This window comes from Silvania sp. (assembly GCF_051656365.1).
GTDB classification, from domain to species: domain Bacteria; phylum Pseudomonadota; class Gammaproteobacteria; order Enterobacterales; family Enterobacteriaceae; genus Enterobacter; species Enterobacter hatchlandensis.
In genome coordinates this window covers 13920-32538 of the sequence record NZ_JBOGBT010000044.1, presented here as the reverse complement: position 1 = coordinate 32538, position 18619 = coordinate 13920, and the positions used below count along the sequence as shown (strand labels likewise).

At 48.1% G+C, this 18619-nt stretch carries 16 protein-coding genes; all 16 read left to right on the top strand.

Features of this window, described 5'->3' with window-relative positions:
- Nucleotides 1-443: 443 nt before the first annotated feature.
- The 16 genes from ACRDD5_RS09400 (at nucleotide 444) to ACRDD5_RS09325 (ending at nucleotide 18618) form a co-directional block, all read left to right on the top strand.
- Nucleotides 444-3110, top strand: a complete 2667-nt coding sequence (locus ACRDD5_RS09400; protein WP_438676603.1) for a two-partner secretion domain-containing protein — start codon at nucleotides 444-446, stop codon at nucleotides 3108-3110.
- 57 nt (nucleotides 3111-3167) lie between these two features.
- Nucleotides 3168-4814 carry a ShlB/FhaC/HecB family hemolysin secretion/activation protein gene (locus ACRDD5_RS09395; protein ID WP_438676602.1) on the top strand — a complete coding sequence of 549 codons (1647 nt, stop codon included), beginning with the start codon at nucleotides 3168-3170 and terminating at the stop codon, nucleotides 4812-4814.
- A 19-nt stretch (nucleotides 4815-4833) separates the two neighbouring features.
- Nucleotides 4834-5202 carry a holo-ACP synthase gene (gene acpS, locus ACRDD5_RS09390; RefSeq protein WP_438676618.1) on the top strand — a complete coding sequence of 123 codons (369 nt, stop codon included), beginning with the start codon at nucleotides 4834-4836 and terminating at the stop codon, nucleotides 5200-5202.
- A gap of 19 nt (nucleotides 5203-5221) precedes the next feature.
- On the top strand, nucleotides 5222-5977 hold the full coding sequence (locus tag ACRDD5_RS09385) for an SDR family oxidoreductase (RefSeq protein WP_438676601.1): 756 nt from the start codon (nucleotides 5222-5224) through the stop codon (nucleotides 5975-5977).
- Between the two features lie 3 nt (nucleotides 5978-5980).
- Complete coding sequence (locus tag ACRDD5_RS09380; protein WP_438676600.1) at nucleotides 5981-6529, top strand: 3-hydroxyacyl-ACP dehydratase FabZ family protein; 549 nt, start codon at nucleotides 5981-5983, stop codon at nucleotides 6527-6529.
- Between the two features lie 21 nt (nucleotides 6530-6550).
- Nucleotides 6551-6832 (top strand): phosphopantetheine-binding protein, encoded by a 282-nt coding sequence (locus tag ACRDD5_RS09375; RefSeq protein WP_438676599.1) that lies wholly within the window; start codon nucleotides 6551-6553, stop codon nucleotides 6830-6832.
- Nucleotides 6833-6869: 37 nt separating this feature from the next.
- Nucleotides 6870-8030 carry an aminomethyltransferase family protein gene (locus tag ACRDD5_RS09370; protein WP_438676598.1) on the top strand — a complete coding sequence of 387 codons (1161 nt, stop codon included), beginning with the start codon at nucleotides 6870-6872 and terminating at the stop codon, nucleotides 8028-8030.
- A gap of 70 nt (nucleotides 8031-8100) precedes the next feature.
- Nucleotides 8101-10659: a beta-ketoacyl synthase N-terminal-like domain-containing protein gene (locus tag ACRDD5_RS09365; protein WP_438676597.1), complete on the top strand. Its 2559-nt coding sequence runs from the start codon at nucleotides 8101-8103 to the stop codon at nucleotides 10657-10659.
- 4 nt (nucleotides 10660-10663) lie between these two features.
- A complete protein-coding gene (locus tag ACRDD5_RS09360) occupies nucleotides 10664-11881 on the top strand; it encodes a beta-ketoacyl synthase N-terminal-like domain-containing protein (RefSeq protein ID WP_438676596.1) in 1218 nt (405 codons plus the stop codon).
- A 16-nt stretch (nucleotides 11882-11897) separates the two neighbouring features.
- On the top strand, nucleotides 11898-12845 hold the full coding sequence (locus ACRDD5_RS09355; RefSeq protein ID WP_438676595.1) for an ATP-binding protein: 948 nt from the start codon (nucleotides 11898-11900) through the stop codon (nucleotides 12843-12845).
- A gap of 18 nt (nucleotides 12846-12863) precedes the next feature.
- Nucleotides 12864-13571, top strand: a complete 708-nt coding sequence (locus ACRDD5_RS09350) for an ABC transporter ATP-binding protein (RefSeq protein WP_438676594.1) — start codon at nucleotides 12864-12866, stop codon at nucleotides 13569-13571.
- A complete protein-coding gene (locus ACRDD5_RS09345) occupies nucleotides 13555-14181 on the top strand; it encodes a hypothetical protein (RefSeq protein WP_438676593.1) in 627 nt (208 codons plus the stop codon). The genes ACRDD5_RS09350 and ACRDD5_RS09345 overlap by 17 nt, the downstream gene beginning before the upstream one ends.
- Complete coding sequence (locus tag ACRDD5_RS09340; RefSeq protein WP_438676592.1) at nucleotides 14182-15492, top strand: ABC transporter permease; 1311 nt, start codon at nucleotides 14182-14184, stop codon at nucleotides 15490-15492. It begins immediately after the preceding gene.
- Between the two features lie 9 nt (nucleotides 15493-15501).
- Nucleotides 15502-16290: an outer membrane lipoprotein-sorting protein gene (locus tag ACRDD5_RS09335; RefSeq protein WP_438676591.1), complete on the top strand. Its 789-nt coding sequence runs from the start codon at nucleotides 15502-15504 to the stop codon at nucleotides 16288-16290.
- Complete coding sequence (locus tag ACRDD5_RS09330; RefSeq protein ID WP_438676590.1) at nucleotides 16287-17675, top strand: hypothetical protein; 1389 nt, start codon at nucleotides 16287-16289, stop codon at nucleotides 17673-17675. Before ACRDD5_RS09335 ends, ACRDD5_RS09330 begins: the two co-directional genes overlap by 4 nt.
- Before the next feature lie 10 nt (nucleotides 17676-17685).
- Nucleotides 17686-18618, top strand: coding sequence for an ACP S-malonyltransferase (locus tag ACRDD5_RS09325; RefSeq protein ID WP_438676589.1), 933 nt, complete (start codon nucleotides 17686-17688; stop codon nucleotides 18616-18618).
- Nucleotide 18619: the final 1 nt, after the last annotated feature.

Here is an 18619-nt window from a genome sequence, read left to right as displayed (position 1 = left end):
GTTTAATTCTGCCGCTCAACCCGCTGACTCATCCCGAAATTTGATTTAAATCATATTACAGGAAGGATTTAATAACATGAGTAACAATTCACTTTTTGTTCATCATGCAAACCGGAAAACTAGCAATCTGATAAGGCTGAATCAGGAGGCATGAAACGGACAAAGTATCCTCTCACCCGACCTTTCTCGACAAGTTCAAGTGAAAGCATTCTGTACAAGGAGCGTATTATGTTTTTATTTCAAGTCCTGGCCTCGTCATTTTTTAGTATGCACCTTTGCTGGCATCTTCGAACCCATTAAATATATTTTCACTCAATGTGATATGCGCAAATTAATCTCGACATGAATATGTTGCGCAAAACGGTCGAAGGTGAATAACCATGCCAGGGTTTTGGCTTTTTACTTTTGACTGCATTCAATAATACTATTTTCAAAAGGTTTATATGAAACAGAACAAAAACAAACATAAGGCAATCAAATTAAACCCGATTGCCGCATCGTTGTTACTGCTATTACCTGTAATGGCACACGCCGCTGATATTTCAATTATTAATGGCAGTATTACATCAGCAGCTAACGGCGTTACCGTGGTGAATATCAAGGAAGCAAACGGTAATGGATTATCTCATAATATTTATGAAAGTCTGAACGTACCTAAAGAAGGGGTGATCTTTAATAACGCCGCGACCGCGACTGACACTGTATTAGGCGGACAAATTGCGGCTAACGCCAACATGGCGGGCGGAACGGCAAAAGTCATTCTTAACGAAGTAACCTCCACCAATGCCAGTACTATCAGTGGGATGATGGAAGTGGCTGGCGACTCAGCACATCTGATCATTGCAAACCCAAATGGGATCACCACGCAAGGCGGCGGTTTTATCAACGCAAGCAAAGGGACCCTGACGACGGGGACGCCGAACGTTCAAGACGGTGCGCTTGCTGGCTATTCTGTCAACGGCGGGACCATTACCGTGGGCGGATTTCAGAGTGAATCGCCTACTGAGATTCTGGCGCGCAGCGTGAAAGTGATCGGAGAGATAAAAGTAGGCGAACTCTCCGTTGTCTCAGGGAGCAACGCGATTAATACCGATGGTACGGTGACAGGCCAGGTCATGGCGTCGGGCAAGGCAGGTAGCTCTTATGGCGTGGATGTTTCACGATTGGGTGGAATGTACGCCAATAAGATCAGCCTGATCAGTACTGAAAGTGGGATGGGTGTCCGTAACGAAGGCACTATCGCAGGTGGCGTAAGCGGGGTTAACATTGCCAGTAACGGCAAGCTTATCAATAACAAAGCCACCATTAATTCCAGCGGCAACCTTACTGTCAGTACCAATGATAAGCTGGAAAATATTACCGGTACCATCGGTAGCGATAAATCGATCACCATCAATACCGCCAATAATGCCATCGCCAATACCGGTTCGGGTAGCATCTCCTCGACAGAAAACACCTATATTACCAGCGGTGCGTTAGACAACACGAATGGCAAATTAGCCGCGGGCGCGACATTGGCGGTGAATACCTCCGGTAAGAAACTGACTAACTCAGGAAAGGCCAAAACAGCGGGTATTGAAGCGGCAGTTGTCGTCCTGGATACAGGGGAATTCAGCAACGAGAATGGTCAAATTCATGCTTACTACGTGGGTTCAAAAAACACGACCATGAACAATAATTCCGGTGTGATTGATTCCTATGAAAATGTGGAAATTGACAGTACGGGTAATATTGATAACGTCAGCGGATTGATACGTTCCAACGTAGGCACCGTAAAGCTTAAAACCACGAAAGCGATTAAAAATAATTATACTGACTCGGCCGACACCACCGGCGCAGAATCTCTAGGTATTATTGCCGGCAATGGTATTGAAATGTCTGCCGATTACCTGTTTAACCGGGGCGGGACGATTGCTTCCTCAAAAGATATCCACGTAGAGACAATAAGGGATATTGATAACTATCAGGGGAGTATTGAAAGCAGCGAGAACATTTCGCTGAAAGGACGTAAGCTCAACACCAGTCAGTCGGGCATCAACGGTATGAAAGGCGTTAATATTGACCTCAGCGATACCTATGACAGTCGAATTGGAGTCGTGACGTCAACCGATGGCGATGTCGTCATCAAAGCAAAAAATGTGAAAAACAGCAGTTCCGTCATCCTGGCAAAAAACATCAATATCCAATCACAATCTGATATGAATAATCAATATTCAATGATGGTTGCTGATGAAAATTTAACGCTTAACGCGGCGGGCAATATCACTGCCAGTGATAGTTACATGTTTGGTCCTCTCGTGGGTAGGTATCTTGGTTTTGCCAATCAGGATGGTGGATTGATTTCAGGTACTGGCGTCGATATTACGGCTAAAAGCCTGAATAATAAAGCTGGCCGTATTGTTGCACAGACCGGTGATATCAACATCAACTTAACAGGGGATATGGCCAGCTCATATGGGCAGGTTGCGGCGAATGCCGGGAATGTAACTATTGCGGCGAATAAAATTAACGCTGATTATGGCACCCTGTACAGTTCTGGCGATCTGCGCATTGATGCTAAAGGTTTAACCCTCAAAGGCGACGGTTCTATTGTGAACAATACTGCAAGGGGGATTATTGCATCCGACAGTGATGTAGTAATCAATATCAATGGCGATTTTCACAACAGAGGATGGATTAGTGGTAAAAATGACGTGACCGTTACTACTACTGGTAATTTAAATAACGATCACACCATCAGTGCTGATGCCAATTTAACCCTGAAAGGTAAAAATGTCGGCAACGGTAAGGATTATTCTGCGAAGAAAACCCTGACTATTACATCCGATAATGATCTCAAAAACTATTACGGCAGTAACATCTCTGGAGAGACTACCGTTGTCAATGCTAAAAACATTGTTAACTACGGCAATCTTGTTGCAGATTCCGTATTAAACGTAACGGCAAGTGATAACATTTATAATTACAGTAAAATATATACTCAAGGCAACGCTGTAATCAATACTAATAAAGTTTATAACAATGGTTTTTGGGCCGTAGTAGGTGGTGAAAAAGGACTGCAAACCACCGCGAAAATTGTCAATATTTTTGGCAAAGTAGTCGGTAAGTAATTACCTAACAGGTAAAAGCAGTAAGCGATTACTGCTTTTACCTTATCAGGACATGGAATGGATATTCGATACTTTTTCAGCGTTGCTGCATGTTTACTTGCAATTAGCTTTCAGTCGCAGGCTGATGTGCCTTTGGGTCGCCTTATAAAAGAACAGCAAAATAATGACAGCACATCTCTTCAGGAAAGCAAAATAGAGAAAAAAGACGTCTTTTCTGAAATCAAAGATAAACCCGACGTCGACAGCGAGTTTGCTCAGGAATCGCCCTGTTGGAACATCGATGAATTAGTGCTGGAAAGGGATTTTCTGCACGATCGCGGCATCCGAAAAATAAAGCAAAATGTGGCCGGGAAATGCCTCGGCGAGAAGGGTATTGGCAAGGTTGCGATACTGGTTCAGGATTATTTTATCCGTTCGGGATATGTCACTACGCGGGTGGAGACACCATCACAGGATTTGTTATCTAAAAAACTGACCCTGACCGTGGTGCCTGGGCGAATTTCAGAGGTCATTGTTACCCGTGGTGATATAAACAAAGCCTTGCTTCCCTTTGGTAAAGACGACATTCTCAATATCAGGGATATTGAGCAAGGCCTGGAAAATATCCAAAGAACGCCTGGTGTCGATGTTAAAATTAATATTGTTCCCGGTGATGTCAATGGCACCAGCAAGGTTGTAATTGATACACAACGCGCAACAAAATGGAATTTTCGCACAGCGTACAATAATTTTGGTGACAAGAGCACCGGTAGCCAGCTGATTGGCGCGACAGGGTATTTATATAATGTCGCCAGGATCAGCGATCTCTTTTATCTCGCGGGTACCAGTAGCCAGACCGGCGGTTATAAAAACGTTAGCACCTATTATAGCTTTCCCGTTGGCTACTCAGAATTTAGTCTTTTTTACAGTAACAGTAAATCCAGGCAGGGAATCAATATTGGCTCTTATCTTTTTGACTATATCGGGAAAACGGAATACCTCAGTCTTAAAGGCTACAGAATGCTACGTCGGGATGCGAACTCAAAACTGTCTACCAGCGTTGAGGTCATCAGACGTAAGTATGACTACAGTCTGGGAGGCGCTGATTTAGTTTTGCAAAAGCGTGATATGGGCAATTTACGGTTAGGTTTAAACTATAAGCAAAACTATACCGGGGCGACATTAGATTCGAGCTTAAGCTGGCAGCGTTTTATGCCGGAGTTCGGCGGAACCCAAACACCGGATATGCGCAGTGGTGACGTCAGTAGCCGTAGTCAGATTGTGAATCTGAATGTGAATTATGTGAAATGGCTGACTTTATTGCCCACAGAGGCTTATTACGATCTTAATCTGGGTGTACAGTATTCTCCTGATAACCTGACGTTGCAGGATAAAATTACCGTCGGTAATCGATGGACCGTACGTGGCTTCGAAAATAGCGACGGTATTGATGGGAATAAAGGTTTCTTTGTTCAAAATACGCTGAATTTAATGACAGGGCATAAAAACGCGGTAGCGTATTTGGGCACGGATTATGGTCAGGTTACCGGAAAAGGTTCATCGCAGGATGTCGGCGGGAGAAAAATTATGGGCGGTGTCGTCGGCCTCAAAGGTGCTATTAAGGCGCTGGAGTACGATCTTTCACTCTCGAGCCCATTTCTCTATCCTGAACATTTAGACGTCGATAACTATACGATTAATTTTAATGTGGCTTATCGACTGTAGTGACAACGGCGAAAACATGATGCGTATTGGGACAGATATTGTTGAAGTTGCGAGGATTGCCAGGGCCATTTCTAATGGGAAATCGGGTTTTCTTGAGCGCGTCTTTACGCAGCATGAAATGAAAGCAATTAATATTGCTGAACCTGACTATGAGCGCGCTTCGGGTTTCTGGGCCGCGAAAGAGTCGATTGTTAAAGCCGTCGGCTATGGATTTCGCAAGGGTATTCGCTTTCATGATATAGAAATCGCGCATGATGAGTACGGTGCACCGCGATTTAACCTTTCAGGAAGAATGAAAGAAATAGTTGAAGAGCAGGGTATTACGACTATTTCGCTGAGCATTTCCCACTGCCGTACCTATGCATTAGCGGCAACCATTATCTATTAACGTAAGGTACAAAACGGACATGTATCAATACAGCGACCTCGCCAATAAAACGGTGTTGGTAACCGGAGCCAGTGGTGATATCGGTCTTAGCATTTGCGCTAAGTTTCTTGAACAAAACTGTTCAGTTTTTGCGCTGTATCATTCGCATTCTGCTCCCTTGACGGAATTAAAAGCGCAACACCCCAGCGGTGAACAATTGCATATCGTCAAGTGTGACCTGACACGCCCGGAAGACATTGCTGCGCTCTGTGAATGGTTGTCCAGAGAAGCCGGGAAGGTGGATGTTCTGGTGAACAATGCCGGGATTGTGAAAGACAATCTTTTCGCAGTCATGAGTGAGGATGATTTTAGCGCGGTTATTGATACCAATGTGCTGAGCGTGTTTCGGCTAACAAAAGCAGCGCTCATGTTATTACGTGCTGCAGAAAGTCCGGCAATTATTAATGTTGCCTCTATTGCCGCCCTTGTTCCGAGCGTGGGTCAGATTAACTACAGCGCATCCAAGGGCGCGATGCTGAGCTTTACCCGCACGCTGGCTGCCGAACTGGCGCCGCGGGGCGTTCGCGTCAATGCCGTGGCACCGGGGATGATTGAGTCAACAATGGTGAAGAAAGTATCCCGTACCGTCGTGCGCGAAATCACGCATTCTATTCCACTGAAGCGTCTTGGAAAGTGTGACGAAGTGGCCAATACGATTGTCTATCTTAGCTCTTCTGCCGCCAGCTACATTATTGGTCAAACCATCGTGATTGATGGTGGCATGGTCATGCGGTGAGATATGTCTAAATACATCATTCCAGCGAAAATCTTTCTCGCCATGGGGGGCTGGCGACCGCCCTTGTCGATGGTCGATAAAATCAAAGATTATAAATACGGTGAAAATGGCTTTATTGAGGTGTTGAAGCATGTGACCTATAACGATCCTTATCTGGCCGGGCATTTCCCGGACGACCCCATTATGCCCGGCGCGATTATCTCGGAAGTTTTTGGTCAGGCAAGTGAGTACTTTTCGTTTTTAACCGATGTTTGCGATATTTATTATCAGCAAACGGGAAAAATTCTCAAAACCTTGCGCGATATTCATACCTGTATCAATGAACCCGACATGCTTGAGATTATGCGTACGCGGCGGGCCCAGGTTCGTGGCGTACTGGCCGCACAAAATTTGAAGTTCAAGCATTCCGCCTATCCTGGCGATACGATTGAAGTGGTCAGTAAACTTGCCTTTTCCGATAATAACGGCTTTAAACATTACTCAGTGACGGCCAATGTTGGTAAAAGAATTATCAGTCAGGGAACGATTATTAACTTTCGGGACGTTTTGTGATTTATCAATGGAGTGAATGGTATGACAAATATTAATGAGAAAATTGACGAGCGGAAAGCCATACTTGTGACAATTAAGGCTGAAATCATTCAGCGTTTAAATATCCAACGCGAAGAACATCAAATAGATGACGATACGCCACTGTTTGGCAATGGTCTAAAGCTTGATTCGGTGGATGCTACGGAGATTATTGTCCTGTTAGATAAAAAATTTAACATTCAGGTCGAAGAGAGTGATGATCCTTCCTATATGCGGAGTATCAACAGTCTTGCGTCATTTGTTATTCAAAAGAAACGTGCCTGATTACCCTTTGCAATCAGCGATAAAATAAGGATGTTTTATGACTTCACTTTCGGATATTCACCTGAAAAACAATGCGATCATGGGTGTCTACAATAACCGAACTCTGCCTTCTGCCTACCGTGATATTCTGGAAGAATATAAAGCCGTCAGAGAGAACGTTTTACTGGTTGATTATTCCCATATGTCTATTGTCAGCGTAATGGGCGACGATGCCTGGGCGCTGGTCAATTATATGGCCTCTGCTGATGTCTCAATTATCCGTGACGAGCAAGGTATTTATTCGCTGGTATTGAATGACGACGGAACGATTCGTGGCGATATCTATACTCTCTGCACCCCAGAGGGTTATTTCATTCTGTCAGAAAACGTGTCTGCTCAGGATATTATCGGGATCCTGCAAGGTGTCCTCGAAAAGGCTGATGAATTAGATATTCAGGATATCCCTGAAATCATCTCTATGGACGACGCCGACTGGGGAACCATCATGCTTGAAGGGCCGTATGCCTGGGAGCTGATGGCGGAGATCTTCGGGTTTGATGTGATTGGTTTACCTTATTACGAGTACATGAATACTGACCACGGTTTGATGGTATTCCGCTGTGGTAAGCACGGTGAATTTGCCTATCAGATGATTGGCCCGCAACGCGCGCTGGCCGAATTATGGCAGTCATTACTGGACGTCGGGGATAAATATTTACTTAAGACCGGCGGTCTGGATTACCAAAAAATTGTGCGTATTGAAAACTCAGGATGGGATGAAAGTCTGTATGCGAAATACTCGCGTAATCCCGTTGAATTACAGCTGCAGTGGGCTATTCAGTACGATAAGGACGATTTTATAGGTAAAGCCGCGGTGGAGCAGTTATCTGCACAGAAAGCGCAGCGTAAGGTAGTAGGAATACTGCCTTGTACGCAAGGTGCTTGTCTGAGCCCGGACGACAAGGTGATGGCCGACGACAAAGCGGTTGGGGTGATTATCTGTGCGGTATATTCGCCGGCCCTACAGCGTGAGATTGCGCTGGCACTGATCGACAGCGATTACGCGTTATCTGACATCGACGGTTTTACGATCCTCACTGTTCATGGCGGTGTAGCGGCCAAAACTCAGTCCGTACCGTTCATTTACAACCTGAGCCTGTCAGTCAACCCAACGGCACACAGCTATGTTGACGCCTCTAAATTAAGGCATGCATTTTAAATCGCGCCGAACGCTTTTGAGCTGATAACGTTGTGAAATTGCTGAACAAAGTAAGGGATGACCTGGAAAGATGAAGACGAGCAGAAAACGCGTGGTGATTACCGGTATGGGGATACTGTCATCCCTTGCGGACAACATACAGGATTTCCGGCAGGCGCTGCTGGAGAAAAGGCGTGGCGTAGCAGACAGCCAACGTTTCTCTCAGTGGTTTGAGCATGCCCGCGCGGCCGAAGTCCTGCACGACATCGACGATGCTGAATTACCTGAAGAGATTGTTGCCTCTCTCGATAACGCCGCGCTGTGGGCTTATAAAGTGGGCAAGGACGCGCTGAATCAGGCCGGGCTGGCACAGCACCGTCAGTGCCTTGAGGAGATGGGATTAATTGTCGGAGTCTCTTCTGCGGGTACCGAAGCCTTTCTGCCCCTCTTTGAGCAGCGAGTGCAGGACTTCTCGTTACGTAAGGCCGTCTATTCAGGTGCCTTTTCATCCTGCTGCTCCAGCGTTTCTACCCTGTTAGGCCTGAAAGGTGGCGTAGAGCTGGTCGCCACGGCCTGTACCGCAAGCCCGAATGCCGTCGGTATGGCATTCGACTATATCCAGAATGGCAAAGGTAAGGCCATGCTGGCTGTCGGAACGGAACCCATCTATCTGCCGACCTTTGCCGGGTTTTATGCACTGAATGTCATGCACCCTGATTCCTGCTCGCCGTTTTCAGGGCAGTCCGGCATGTCAATCGGGGAGGGTGCAGGGGCCATTGTTCTGGAAGAGTATGACCACGCCGTTGCACGGGGGGCCACCTTGTATGGAGAAATCCTCTCATACGCAACTTCCTGCGACGCCTATCATGAAACGGGGCCCGATCCGCGCGCCAGCGGTGCTGTGCAGGTGATGCTGAAAGCAATGGAAAATGCAGGCGTTACGCCTGAGCAGATCGATTACGTCAATGCGCACGGCACGGGTACAGAAGCCAACGATCAAATTGAAACGCTGGCCATGAAAAAAGTGTTCCCGCAGGTTGAAAAGCTGTTAATCAGCTCCACCAAATCCTACTTTGGTCACAATATCGGGGCGGCGGGCATCGTCGAACTGATTGCGTGTCTGGTCACACTGCCTGAAAAACAGGTTCTGCCCACCTTAAACTTTTCGACGGCGCGGCCGAACTGCGATCTGGATTACGTCCCGAACGATTTCAGGCAGAAAGACATCAACATTTTTATGAAGAACAACTACGCATTCGGCGGAAATAACTGCTGCATGATTGTGAGTACCCGGCCGGGCTCGGTTCCTGTAACGTCCTATGAGGCGAAGCGGGTTGCGATATCAGGCATTGGTGCCCTCTCTGCCATAGGCCATAGCATTAATGAGATTCTGGAACATATCAACGAGGGCGGCAAAGCGGTTGAGCTGGGCGGTATTGTGTTCCCCGACGATACGCTGCAAGAAGCCAGGGAGCTTCTGGAAGTGTTAGTAAAAACTAACCAACTAAATGAAATATATGGCGATGAGTATGCTATTCGCGCCTGTCAGCTCCCCGAAGAGGAGGTGAATTTCAAAACCTTCCAGATCAACGCGCTTGAGCCTCGCAAGCATTTACGCCGTTTCGATCCGCGAAAAGCCACTCGCGGCGGCACGTTTGCGCTGATTGCACTGTCGGAAGCGCTGACCCAGGCGAAGCGCAAAATCAAGCGTGACGGAGAAACGCTGGGCATGGTGATGGGCATGTCCCGTGGCCCACAGGAAACGACTTATAAATATCTGCAGAGCCTGAAACCGGATCCGCGAAAAGTACGTACTTCAGAATTTCCGGGCTCGTTGATGAACGCCATTGCCACTTTCTGTGGTATTTCCGAAGGGGTGAAAGGCTATACGACAACCCTTGCGACGGGTGAGAACGCGGCGCTGGGGGCGTTAACCTATGGCTATGAAATTATTCGCCAGCAGCTACAGCCGCAAGTGCTTGTGGGGGGGGCAGACGAGTACTTTCCGTCGATGTCGCTGTATATGGATGCGGTGGCGCAAAAGATCCATATGACCTCCGAGGCCAGCGATTATCAGATCTACGGTGAAGAGGCTAAAGGCTATGTGCCTGGTGAAGGTGCCTGCATGCTGCTGCTGGAAGACCCGCAGGCTGCAGCAGCTCGTGGTGCTGAGGTGTTGGCGGAAGTTGCGGGTTATGGCAAGTCATGCAGCAACAGCTACTTCGATGCGTCGCAAACGGATGAGAAATCCCGCGCCCTGTCGCTGGCCATTCATCGCGCGCTTACCGATGCCGGTATCACCGCTAACGATATTGATCTGGTTTGTGGCACCAGCAATGGCAGTGCAGAGAGCGCAAAAATTGAAATCGACGCCATCTACGCGTCCTTCCATCAGGATAACCTGCAGGTTCCCGTGGTGAATTACAACGCCTTCTTTGGTTTTGTTGCGTCTTGTGCGGGCCTGCTGAACCTGGCGGTTATTCTGGATTGCATCAAAAAACAGTCGGTGCCCGCCATTCCGTATACCCGGACGTTTATAGACCAACGAATCAATTTTGTGCGCCAACCTTTACAGAGAGCAATTCACACTGTTCTGCTGATCGGGGCGACGGAAGGTGGGAACTATTACGCATTTGTGATTAAGGGGTAATACGGTGGACAGGACGTCGATCATTTCAGGCTACAGCCTCTGTTTACCGTTTGCAGATAACAGCGCGCAGCTTATCGCCAATCTCAAAAGCGGTGAGCGCGTGCCCGTATCGCCATGGTTTGCCTCGGAGGATGAGGCCGTTAAATGTGGCTTTACCGGCAATAAGCGAATTGCAAAGCTGGAAAAGACGGATGATAGCGCTGTCGATCTCCTGTCCCGTCTCATTGAGCATGCTCTCCTGCAGGCAATGCTGGGTGCGCATTGTCTGACAGGCGAAAATGTCAGGGTTTATCTGACGGGGATAGGGCCTCGGGTCGACGTAAAAGACTATAAAGCCCTCTATGATCATAATGATGTGGAAGATGTTGCGCTGTCTTCATCGCTGATCCACCTCTGTGTCGCAAATATGTCTCAGGATGCGATTTCACTTCATCTGGCGCAAAAATATCACCTGAAACATCTGCCACCGAATATGAACAGTACCAGTAATTCTGCGCTGGTCGCCGTTCACCTTAGTGCTCAGGCTATTGAGCAAGGGGATATCGATCTTGCTCTCATTATTAATATTTCAAAAATTAAGACCCAGGATATCTGGTTCCTTGACACTCAGTCGATGCTGGATACTGAGGTAGTACAGCCGTTTGGCGTAAACAGTAAAGGGGTGCTTTTTGCGGAGGGCTATAGCGTGCTGCTGCTTGAAAGCGACCATCATCGGCAGGCCAGAAATTTGTATGGGGGAGTTAGTTTGCGCTCTGCTTACACACAGATTAATGCCAGCAGAAGCAATGATATCTCATGGCAAAGCACCAACATGCTTAAATTAATCAATAAAATCCTGCAGGAGACTGGCGTCAAAAAAGAGGAATTATGTGCTGTTATTCCTCATGGTAATGGATCCGCAATTAGCGATGGCATTGAGGCAAACACCATTGCGATGCTGGCGGGTGACCAGACTCTGCCGGTTCTGGCTTACAAAGGTCAAACAGGTTATACCGCCACCGGTTCGGGACTGGTGGATTTAGTGATTGGGCATCATTCCTTGGCGTATCGGGAGCTTATTATGCCAGTTGGCAATGAGCCGATTTCAGATGAGATGGCTCGGCACGTCCTGCAGGGGAAAGGCGCAATAAAACATGACAAAAAACATCTGCTTAAAATGGGCGTAGGTGTCGATGGATCCGTTATTGCGGTGATATTAACGGATACGAGTAAGGAACAATAACGGACAGGATGTCAGTATGTATTTAGCATCATGCGCTTTCGAAGAACCCGAAGAACCGTTGGTTTTATATTATCCCAGCTGGCTGAACGTCTGGGAGTCACATTCATATAATAATGCGCTGAAATCGACGGGAAAAACGGGCTGGGGGTTTAAGCGTTTTGGCACGCTTCAGGAGAGTTATATTCGTGAAACGATCCGTAAGCCAGACTATATCCCCTATATAGAGGCAATGGAAAAGACCGCTGATTCCGCGCTGCATCAATTATCCACCAAAGAGCGTATGCGGTTATTCAAATCACGTACTGCATTTATCTATGTTGATTCATGGGGTGAGTCGGGTGTGTTTGAGAATAACATCAGCGCGCTGCACGCTTCAGTGATCAATACCTTACCTAAAAGTTTGGTTAAAAAATTTTCCGTCACCGACGTGACATGCAAAATTCGCGGCGAAAAATACGCTCTGATTCAGGCCATGCGCCTGGCGCAGGATTATCTGAACTGGAATGTCTTTGATTTTGTCATTATTTGCGGGGGATATCGTGCCATCCCCCTGCTGACGTTTACAGCTGAGAATATCAATCCGCGTCGTAAAGGGAAAAATTCCGGGGAAACATCCGCTATCAACGTCTCCATTGAACGTGTGGGGTGCTTTATTTTTAGCCAGCGGGAAAGCCGATTGAAAATAGAGTGCGGGGTCTATGTTGCGCCAGATAGTGCCGACCGTTGGCTGTCTGCCAGTATGCACGGCCCGGATATTGATCTGCTTGCCTACGCCGGGGGCCGCGACATTACGGAACTCTCGGGGAAGACAATCGATCTGGTCAGCATATACGGGGCAAGTGGATGTCTGACCCCGGCTTTGAGTTGGCAATATATTACGCATCGCGAATTGAGTGGGGGCTGCATAAGAACGATTCTGGCGGATAACCTTGGCGGCTGCAGCTATTTTGATACCTGGTACTGACCGGGTCGGTGGTGGAATATGCAATCCAATATAAAAGCGCTACCCGCTATTTACTTGAATGGTATTTATAAGCGTTATGGAAATAATGAGAATAACGTTGAGGCGCTCAGCAATATCAATCTTGAAATAGCGAATGGCGAGTTCTTAGCCTTATGTGGGCCGTCAGGTAGCGGTAAAAGTACGTTACTCAATATCCTGTCGGGTATCGATAAACCGTCACTCGGATACGTGGTGCTTCTCAATAAGCTGCTGAATGATTTAGCAGAAAAAGATCTGGCAAGCCTTCGCAGCAGGCACCTGGGGTTCATCTTTCAGTTTTTCAACCTTATGCCGGTACTCAACGCTTTCGATAATGTGTTTTATCCCCTGGTGCTTAACGGCCATTTTGATACTAAAGCCGCAACGGAGCGCAGCCTGCATTTTCTGGATAGCGTGGGACTGGCCGATCTGCGGGATCGTAAACCTGGCCAACTGTCTGGCGGGCAGCAGCAGCGCGTGGCAATCGCCAGAGCGTTGGCGCATGAGCCGCAGATCGTCGTCGCCGATGAACCGACGGGTAATCTCGATCTGGCGACGGGTGATGCGATTTTAGATCTGTTGCTCAATATCAATCAGCAAACCGGAACCACTTTTGTGATATCAACGCACTCCACCCAGCTTAAGGCGCGTGCAGGGCGGGTGGTGGAGATCAGGGATGGAGCGTTAGCCTATGATTCAGCGAAGTAATCTTTTACAGGTATTCTGTCTGGGCCTGTCGGTGGTCACATATGCGCAAGCTGTTGATGCATCCGCGCTTCCCGCCGTCGACACTGTGCTGCTGCATAATTTTCCGACGCAGCCAACGGCATTAGCCAGCCTTACAGAATCGTTATTCCAGGAATATACGCGCACCAGGAATACCGCGGCGCTGGTCTTCTATTCCTACGGCATGCTGCAGCAGGCGCAGTATTTCGTGAGCGTAAATGATGTGGTCCACGCCTCCGAGTACGCCAAGACCGGCTTCTTTTATCTCGATGAAGCCGTCGAAGGCAATGAAAATGAGCCGCGCATCCGCTATTTACGCGCCAGGATGGATGCCTACCTGCCCGCTGAACTGGGGCGTTGTGTCATAACCCTTGCAGACACCGAGCTGTTGCTAAAAGCGCAATGGGATCGGGATCTGACCGCGCATATCAACGCTATGCGCTACAGAGCCCTGCAACATTGCCGCAAGGATGAACAGGCCCGTCAGTTTTCAGCCCAGCTAAAGACCGTGGAAACGACGGGGAATGATTCGCCTGCCTGGGATGGCGAGGAAGTGACGAACATTATTCTTCCGCTGGTAAAAGGTCATTAAATGGCAAAGGAACTGATGTGGGTCGAGGGGACGGTGTCGCTGATTATGGCGTTTGTTCTGTACTGTCTTATTTTTCGTTTTCGCGATGCCACCTTCTCGTTTCTGAATCTGTTCAGACATCGCAGAAGATCATTGTCGACGGTGCTGGCTATTGTATCGGGCGGCGTGACCATATTTTTGTATGGTGGGTTTATTGATTACTCTTTCTGGATCCTGAAGGAACAAACAATTCGTACCAATATCGGGCATGTGCAAATTTATCATCAGTCGTACTTTGACACGGCGAATAAAAGTAAGAGTCTGATTAAAAACTACGCGGCGCTCAAACAGGATATTTTAACCTATCCGACCTTAGCGAAAGACATTTCAACCTTGTCAGGACAGCTTGAGTTCAGCGGGATTATTTCACAGTATGAAAATGAAACCTCCAGCTATTTCTCCGGGCTGGGCGTTGAGCCCCTGCCTGCCTTAAAATTAGGCGCATTTGATAAGATTATTTCTGGTAGTGATTTATCTCGTATCAAGCATAACGAAATTACCATTGGAGGAGGTCTTGCCAGCACGCTTAATGCCCGGTACGCCGACTGGCTCGATGTCATGGTCGTCAATACTGCCGGGGGACAGGGCGCTTTATCGCTGAAGCTACGCGGTATTTTTGCCTCGGGCATCAAAGACTATGACGATGTGGCGATGAAGATCCCGCTGGAAACCGCCCAACACATCATGGGAACCGAGGGGGTGAGCAAGGTCCTTATCTTACTCAACAACGATGACGTTGAGGCATTTGTGGCGAGGCTCAGACAGTATATTGCCAACAATCACTTGCCGTTAATAGTGAAGGACTGGAAAGAGACGTCGCTTTTTTATCAGCAGGTTGAAGGGATGCTGTCGGGCATTTACTTCTTTATCAAACTTATCGTCGCTCTCATTGTTGTCTTTATGATCGGTAACGCTATGACCATGAATATTATCGAGAGAACGCGTGAGATCACCACCCTCAGGGCCATGGGGCTACAGCCCTGGCATGTGACGCGGATTTTCTGGCTTGAAGGGGTATTTGTCGGGATGATCGGTGCCCTCGGCAGCCTTATTGCAGGGTACGCTTTGGCCGCATTAATCAATATCTCTGGCATTGCGATACCGCCATCACCAGGGCAATCCATTGGCTATACCGCATTTATTAAAACGACGAACCCTGAACTGTTCTGGACAACCTGGGTATTGCCGATTTTAACGGCCTCGCTGGCCTCGATCTTGCCTGCGGTGCGCGCATCGCGGCTGAATATTGCCGATGCGTTTAAATTTTCGTAAGGGAAGAATATGCAAAACAATGGACTGTGGTGGGGGATTATTTGGGTCGCACTGTGTACGGTGTCTGCGCCAGCCGGTGCGGTTGATGCAAAGGCGTTGGACATTATCCGTCGCTCTGATGATGTTCGCTCGCCCAATGCGCCTTTTCGCTACACCGTGACTGTGCTGGAGTACAAAGCGGGATCGATAGAACCCGACAACAAACAAGTCCTCGATATATCAATGCGTTTTATTAAACCCAAAAACGGCGTGCCGGCAGATGCCCGCTCCCTGGCCCGATTTGTCTATCCCCCGCGAGACAAAGGGAAGGTCATGCTATCCGACTGGTACGATCTTTGGTTTTATACCCCTGAGCTTCGTCGGCCCATTCCCGTTTCGCGCGAGCAAAGGCTGATTGGGCAAATATCAAATGGTGATGTCATTGTCACCAATTTCGAGGATGCCTACGATTCGACGTTAGAGGGAGAAGAACCGTGCGGCGACAAGATTTGCTACAGATTATCACTGATCCGTAAATCGGATGCGGTGACGTATCCCCGAGTGATGTACTGGGTAGAAAAGGGCAGTGACTATCGGCCCAATAGAGCATTGTATTACTCACTGGATAATCAGTTGCTAAAGAATGTGCTGTACCAGAATTATCAGCTGGTGCTCGGTAAATATCGGCCAACAGAGATTGTTGTGCAGAATGCGCGATACGGCAAAGGGTATTCAGTCATGAAATACAGCGATGTCCGGCTGGAATCGCTGCCGGAATATCACTTCACAAAAGAAGCAATACTAAGAGGTGCAAGGTGAAGTGTCCTTCCGCTATTCTGGTTATTACTGCTTCGCTGCTCTCCTCGGGAGTTGAGGCTGATTGCCTTGCGGCAGACGAGCTAAAAGCCAATGCGGATGTTGTGCTAACGGGACAGGCCTCGTACGTAAACAAAAAGGCGTCCATATGGCGAATTCAGGGCCGTAATCCCTACACTGCGGATAATCTGTATAACGATATTGCGTTAAAGCTCAGCAGCGCATGTGCTCTGGTCGAGAATGCACTGGATCTGGATTTTTCCTTTTATGGACTGGGGTATTATCCCGCCCTGAGCGTGGGCGCTTTTGAGAAAGACAATCATCGCGCGAAGATGCTGATCGACCAGCTCCGGGTAACCTACACATTATCAGATACCGTGCAGCTGGAGGGCGGAAAACTCAGCACCCCGCAGGGCACATTCTTTTTACGCTCACCCGCGACGCTGCTCACTAATTTTTATGCAGCCTTTAAGCCAACACGTCTTTACGATTCAGAGATGAAATCAGCTTACAGTGAGTCATTCTGGGGAGGGCGATTAACGAAGGCGTTTCGCGATTATGCACTTTCGCTTACCGTGGCGCCGCAATTGACGCACATTGACTATTATTATCAATCTTCCGGTAACTGGTCTGCGAATGAGCGTTCTAATAGTAGTGAGCGCTACCTGTTAAGCTATACCGATTATCGGCTGAAAAATCATACATCCTCTGTTAGCCTGATGCTGGGCGATTCACCGTCGATCGCGATAGCGGATAGCTACAATTACACCCCCCAGTTGGTGATAAATGCCGAAGTTGCCTACCATACTGCTCAGCAATGGCGCCATTTTTCTGCCAAAAAGGCGGCAGACGTTCAGGCCTGGCAGTTCCCCTCTTCACTGTATTCGACAGAGAATAAACAAGGAATCGAGCTGGCTATAGGCGGGCAATATACGACTAACCAGTTCAGTGTGCTGGGTCTGGAGTACTATTTTCAAAGTGAGGGGTATTCAAAATCTGAGTGGCGTGATCAGACTGATTTTATTCGCTATCTCGATAAAGAAACCGGCTACAGGATGCTGGATCGGGCTTTTGATAACTACAAATATCTGATGGGATCAGAAATAAGCAACACCTCAAATAAAGGCATGCTACAGGGCAAACATTACGTTAATGCCTATGCCAGTTTCCTGAGCGATGATAAATCTACCCTGCAACCCTACCTGGCGATGAATATCATGGATGGCAGCGCCTTGCTGGGCGTCCATCATGTCAAACCGCTTAAAGGCATGAGTGACAAAGTTGAACTCTATAGCGGATTGTATAGCGCGCTGGGTAGCAAAGACGCTGAATTTGCCCTCTTTGGCGACACCCTCGGGGTTTATATCGGCTTTAAATACCATTTATAAGGATATGGGTATGAAGAAAAATCAGTCAGTGCAGCCCTTGGTTCTTCTGTTTGCCGGACAGGGAAACCCGGTCATTGGGATGGGAAGTGATTTATGGGATCGCAATGCATCCACAAAACAGATCTGGGATTGCGCCAGCGATATCACCGGGAAGGATATTCGCCGTCTGTGTCAGAAAGGACCGATGAATCGCCTGATTCAGACCACGGTACAGCAGGTTGCGGTGACGGCAATTAACGTGATGCTTTACCGTCTTTGGGCTGAACAACCTGAACCTGCACACATTGTGGGCGCCTGCGGACACAGCGTCGGTGAATACAGCGCACTCTATGCTGCAGGCGCGATAACGCTGGAAGCCTTGTTTGGCATGATCGACGTCCGGGCCAATATCATGCATGACATCAGTCAACGTCATAAAGGCGCCATGCTGGCCGTTAAAGGTGCTGATTACCAGACAATGAAGAACCTGATTTCAGGTTCAGGTATGGCCGTCGACATCAGTTGCGATAACAGTCCGTGTCAGCAGGTCATTGGTGGAACCGTATCTGAGTTGAGTCAGTTCTCGCGCATCCTGATGGATTTTAGTTTTGACGTTGTGAAGCTGGGCGTCAGCGGGGCCTGGCATACGCGCCTGATGAGTGAGGGCGTTCAGCGGATGCGAGACGCTCTGGCCGGTTTCGACATCCGCCCGCCGGTACATGATGTGATGATGAATGTGACAGGGCAGGCGGAATTCAACCCGGAGCAGATCAGAGAGAACTTATCTTTGCATCTGACCCATACGGTGCAGTGGACACATTCAATGGCGTCGTTGTTGCAACAATCTCCGCCGGTAATGTTTGTCGAAATGAGTAACAAAGCCTATCTGGGACAGATCCTCAATGACTTTACCGGTTTCACGCCAGAAGCGTTGATCCATTGTAGAAAAGTCACCGGACTATAAA

Coding starts and splice junctions, on each gene's coding strand:
- ACRDD5_RS09400 (WP_438676603.1), top strand. CDS start 444: ATGAAACAGAACAAAAACAAACATAAGGCAATCAAATTAAACCCGATT.
- ACRDD5_RS09395 (WP_438676602.1), top strand. CDS start 3,168: ATGGATATTCGATACTTTTTCAGCGTTGCTGCATGTTTACTTGCAATT.
- acpS (WP_438676618.1), top strand. CDS start 4,834: ATGCGTATTGGGACAGATATTGTTGAAGTTGCGAGGATTGCCAGGGCC.
- ACRDD5_RS09385 (WP_438676601.1), top strand. CDS start 5,222: ATGTATCAATACAGCGACCTCGCCAATAAAACGGTGTTGGTAACCGGA.
- ACRDD5_RS09380 (WP_438676600.1), top strand. CDS start 5,981: ATGTCTAAATACATCATTCCAGCGAAAATCTTTCTCGCCATGGGGGGC.
- ACRDD5_RS09375 (WP_438676599.1), top strand. CDS start 6,551: ATGACAAATATTAATGAGAAAATTGACGAGCGGAAAGCCATACTTGTG.
- ACRDD5_RS09370 (WP_438676598.1), top strand. CDS start 6,870: ATGACTTCACTTTCGGATATTCACCTGAAAAACAATGCGATCATGGGT.
- ACRDD5_RS09365 (WP_438676597.1), top strand. CDS start 8,101: ATGAAGACGAGCAGAAAACGCGTGGTGATTACCGGTATGGGGATACTG.
- ACRDD5_RS09355 (WP_438676595.1), top strand. CDS start 11,898: ATGTATTTAGCATCATGCGCTTTCGAAGAACCCGAAGAACCGTTGGTT.
- ACRDD5_RS09350 (WP_438676594.1), top strand. CDS start 12,864: ATGCAATCCAATATAAAAGCGCTACCCGCTATTTACTTGAATGGTATT.
- ACRDD5_RS09345 (WP_438676593.1), top strand. CDS start 13,555: ATGATTCAGCGAAGTAATCTTTTACAGGTATTCTGTCTGGGCCTGTCG.
- ACRDD5_RS09340 (WP_438676592.1), top strand. CDS start 14,182: ATGGCAAAGGAACTGATGTGGGTCGAGGGGACGGTGTCGCTGATTATG.
- ACRDD5_RS09335 (WP_438676591.1), top strand. CDS start 15,502: ATGCAAAACAATGGACTGTGGTGGGGGATTATTTGGGTCGCACTGTGT.
- ACRDD5_RS09325 (WP_438676589.1), top strand. CDS start 17,686: ATGAAGAAAAATCAGTCAGTGCAGCCCTTGGTTCTTCTGTTTGCCGGA.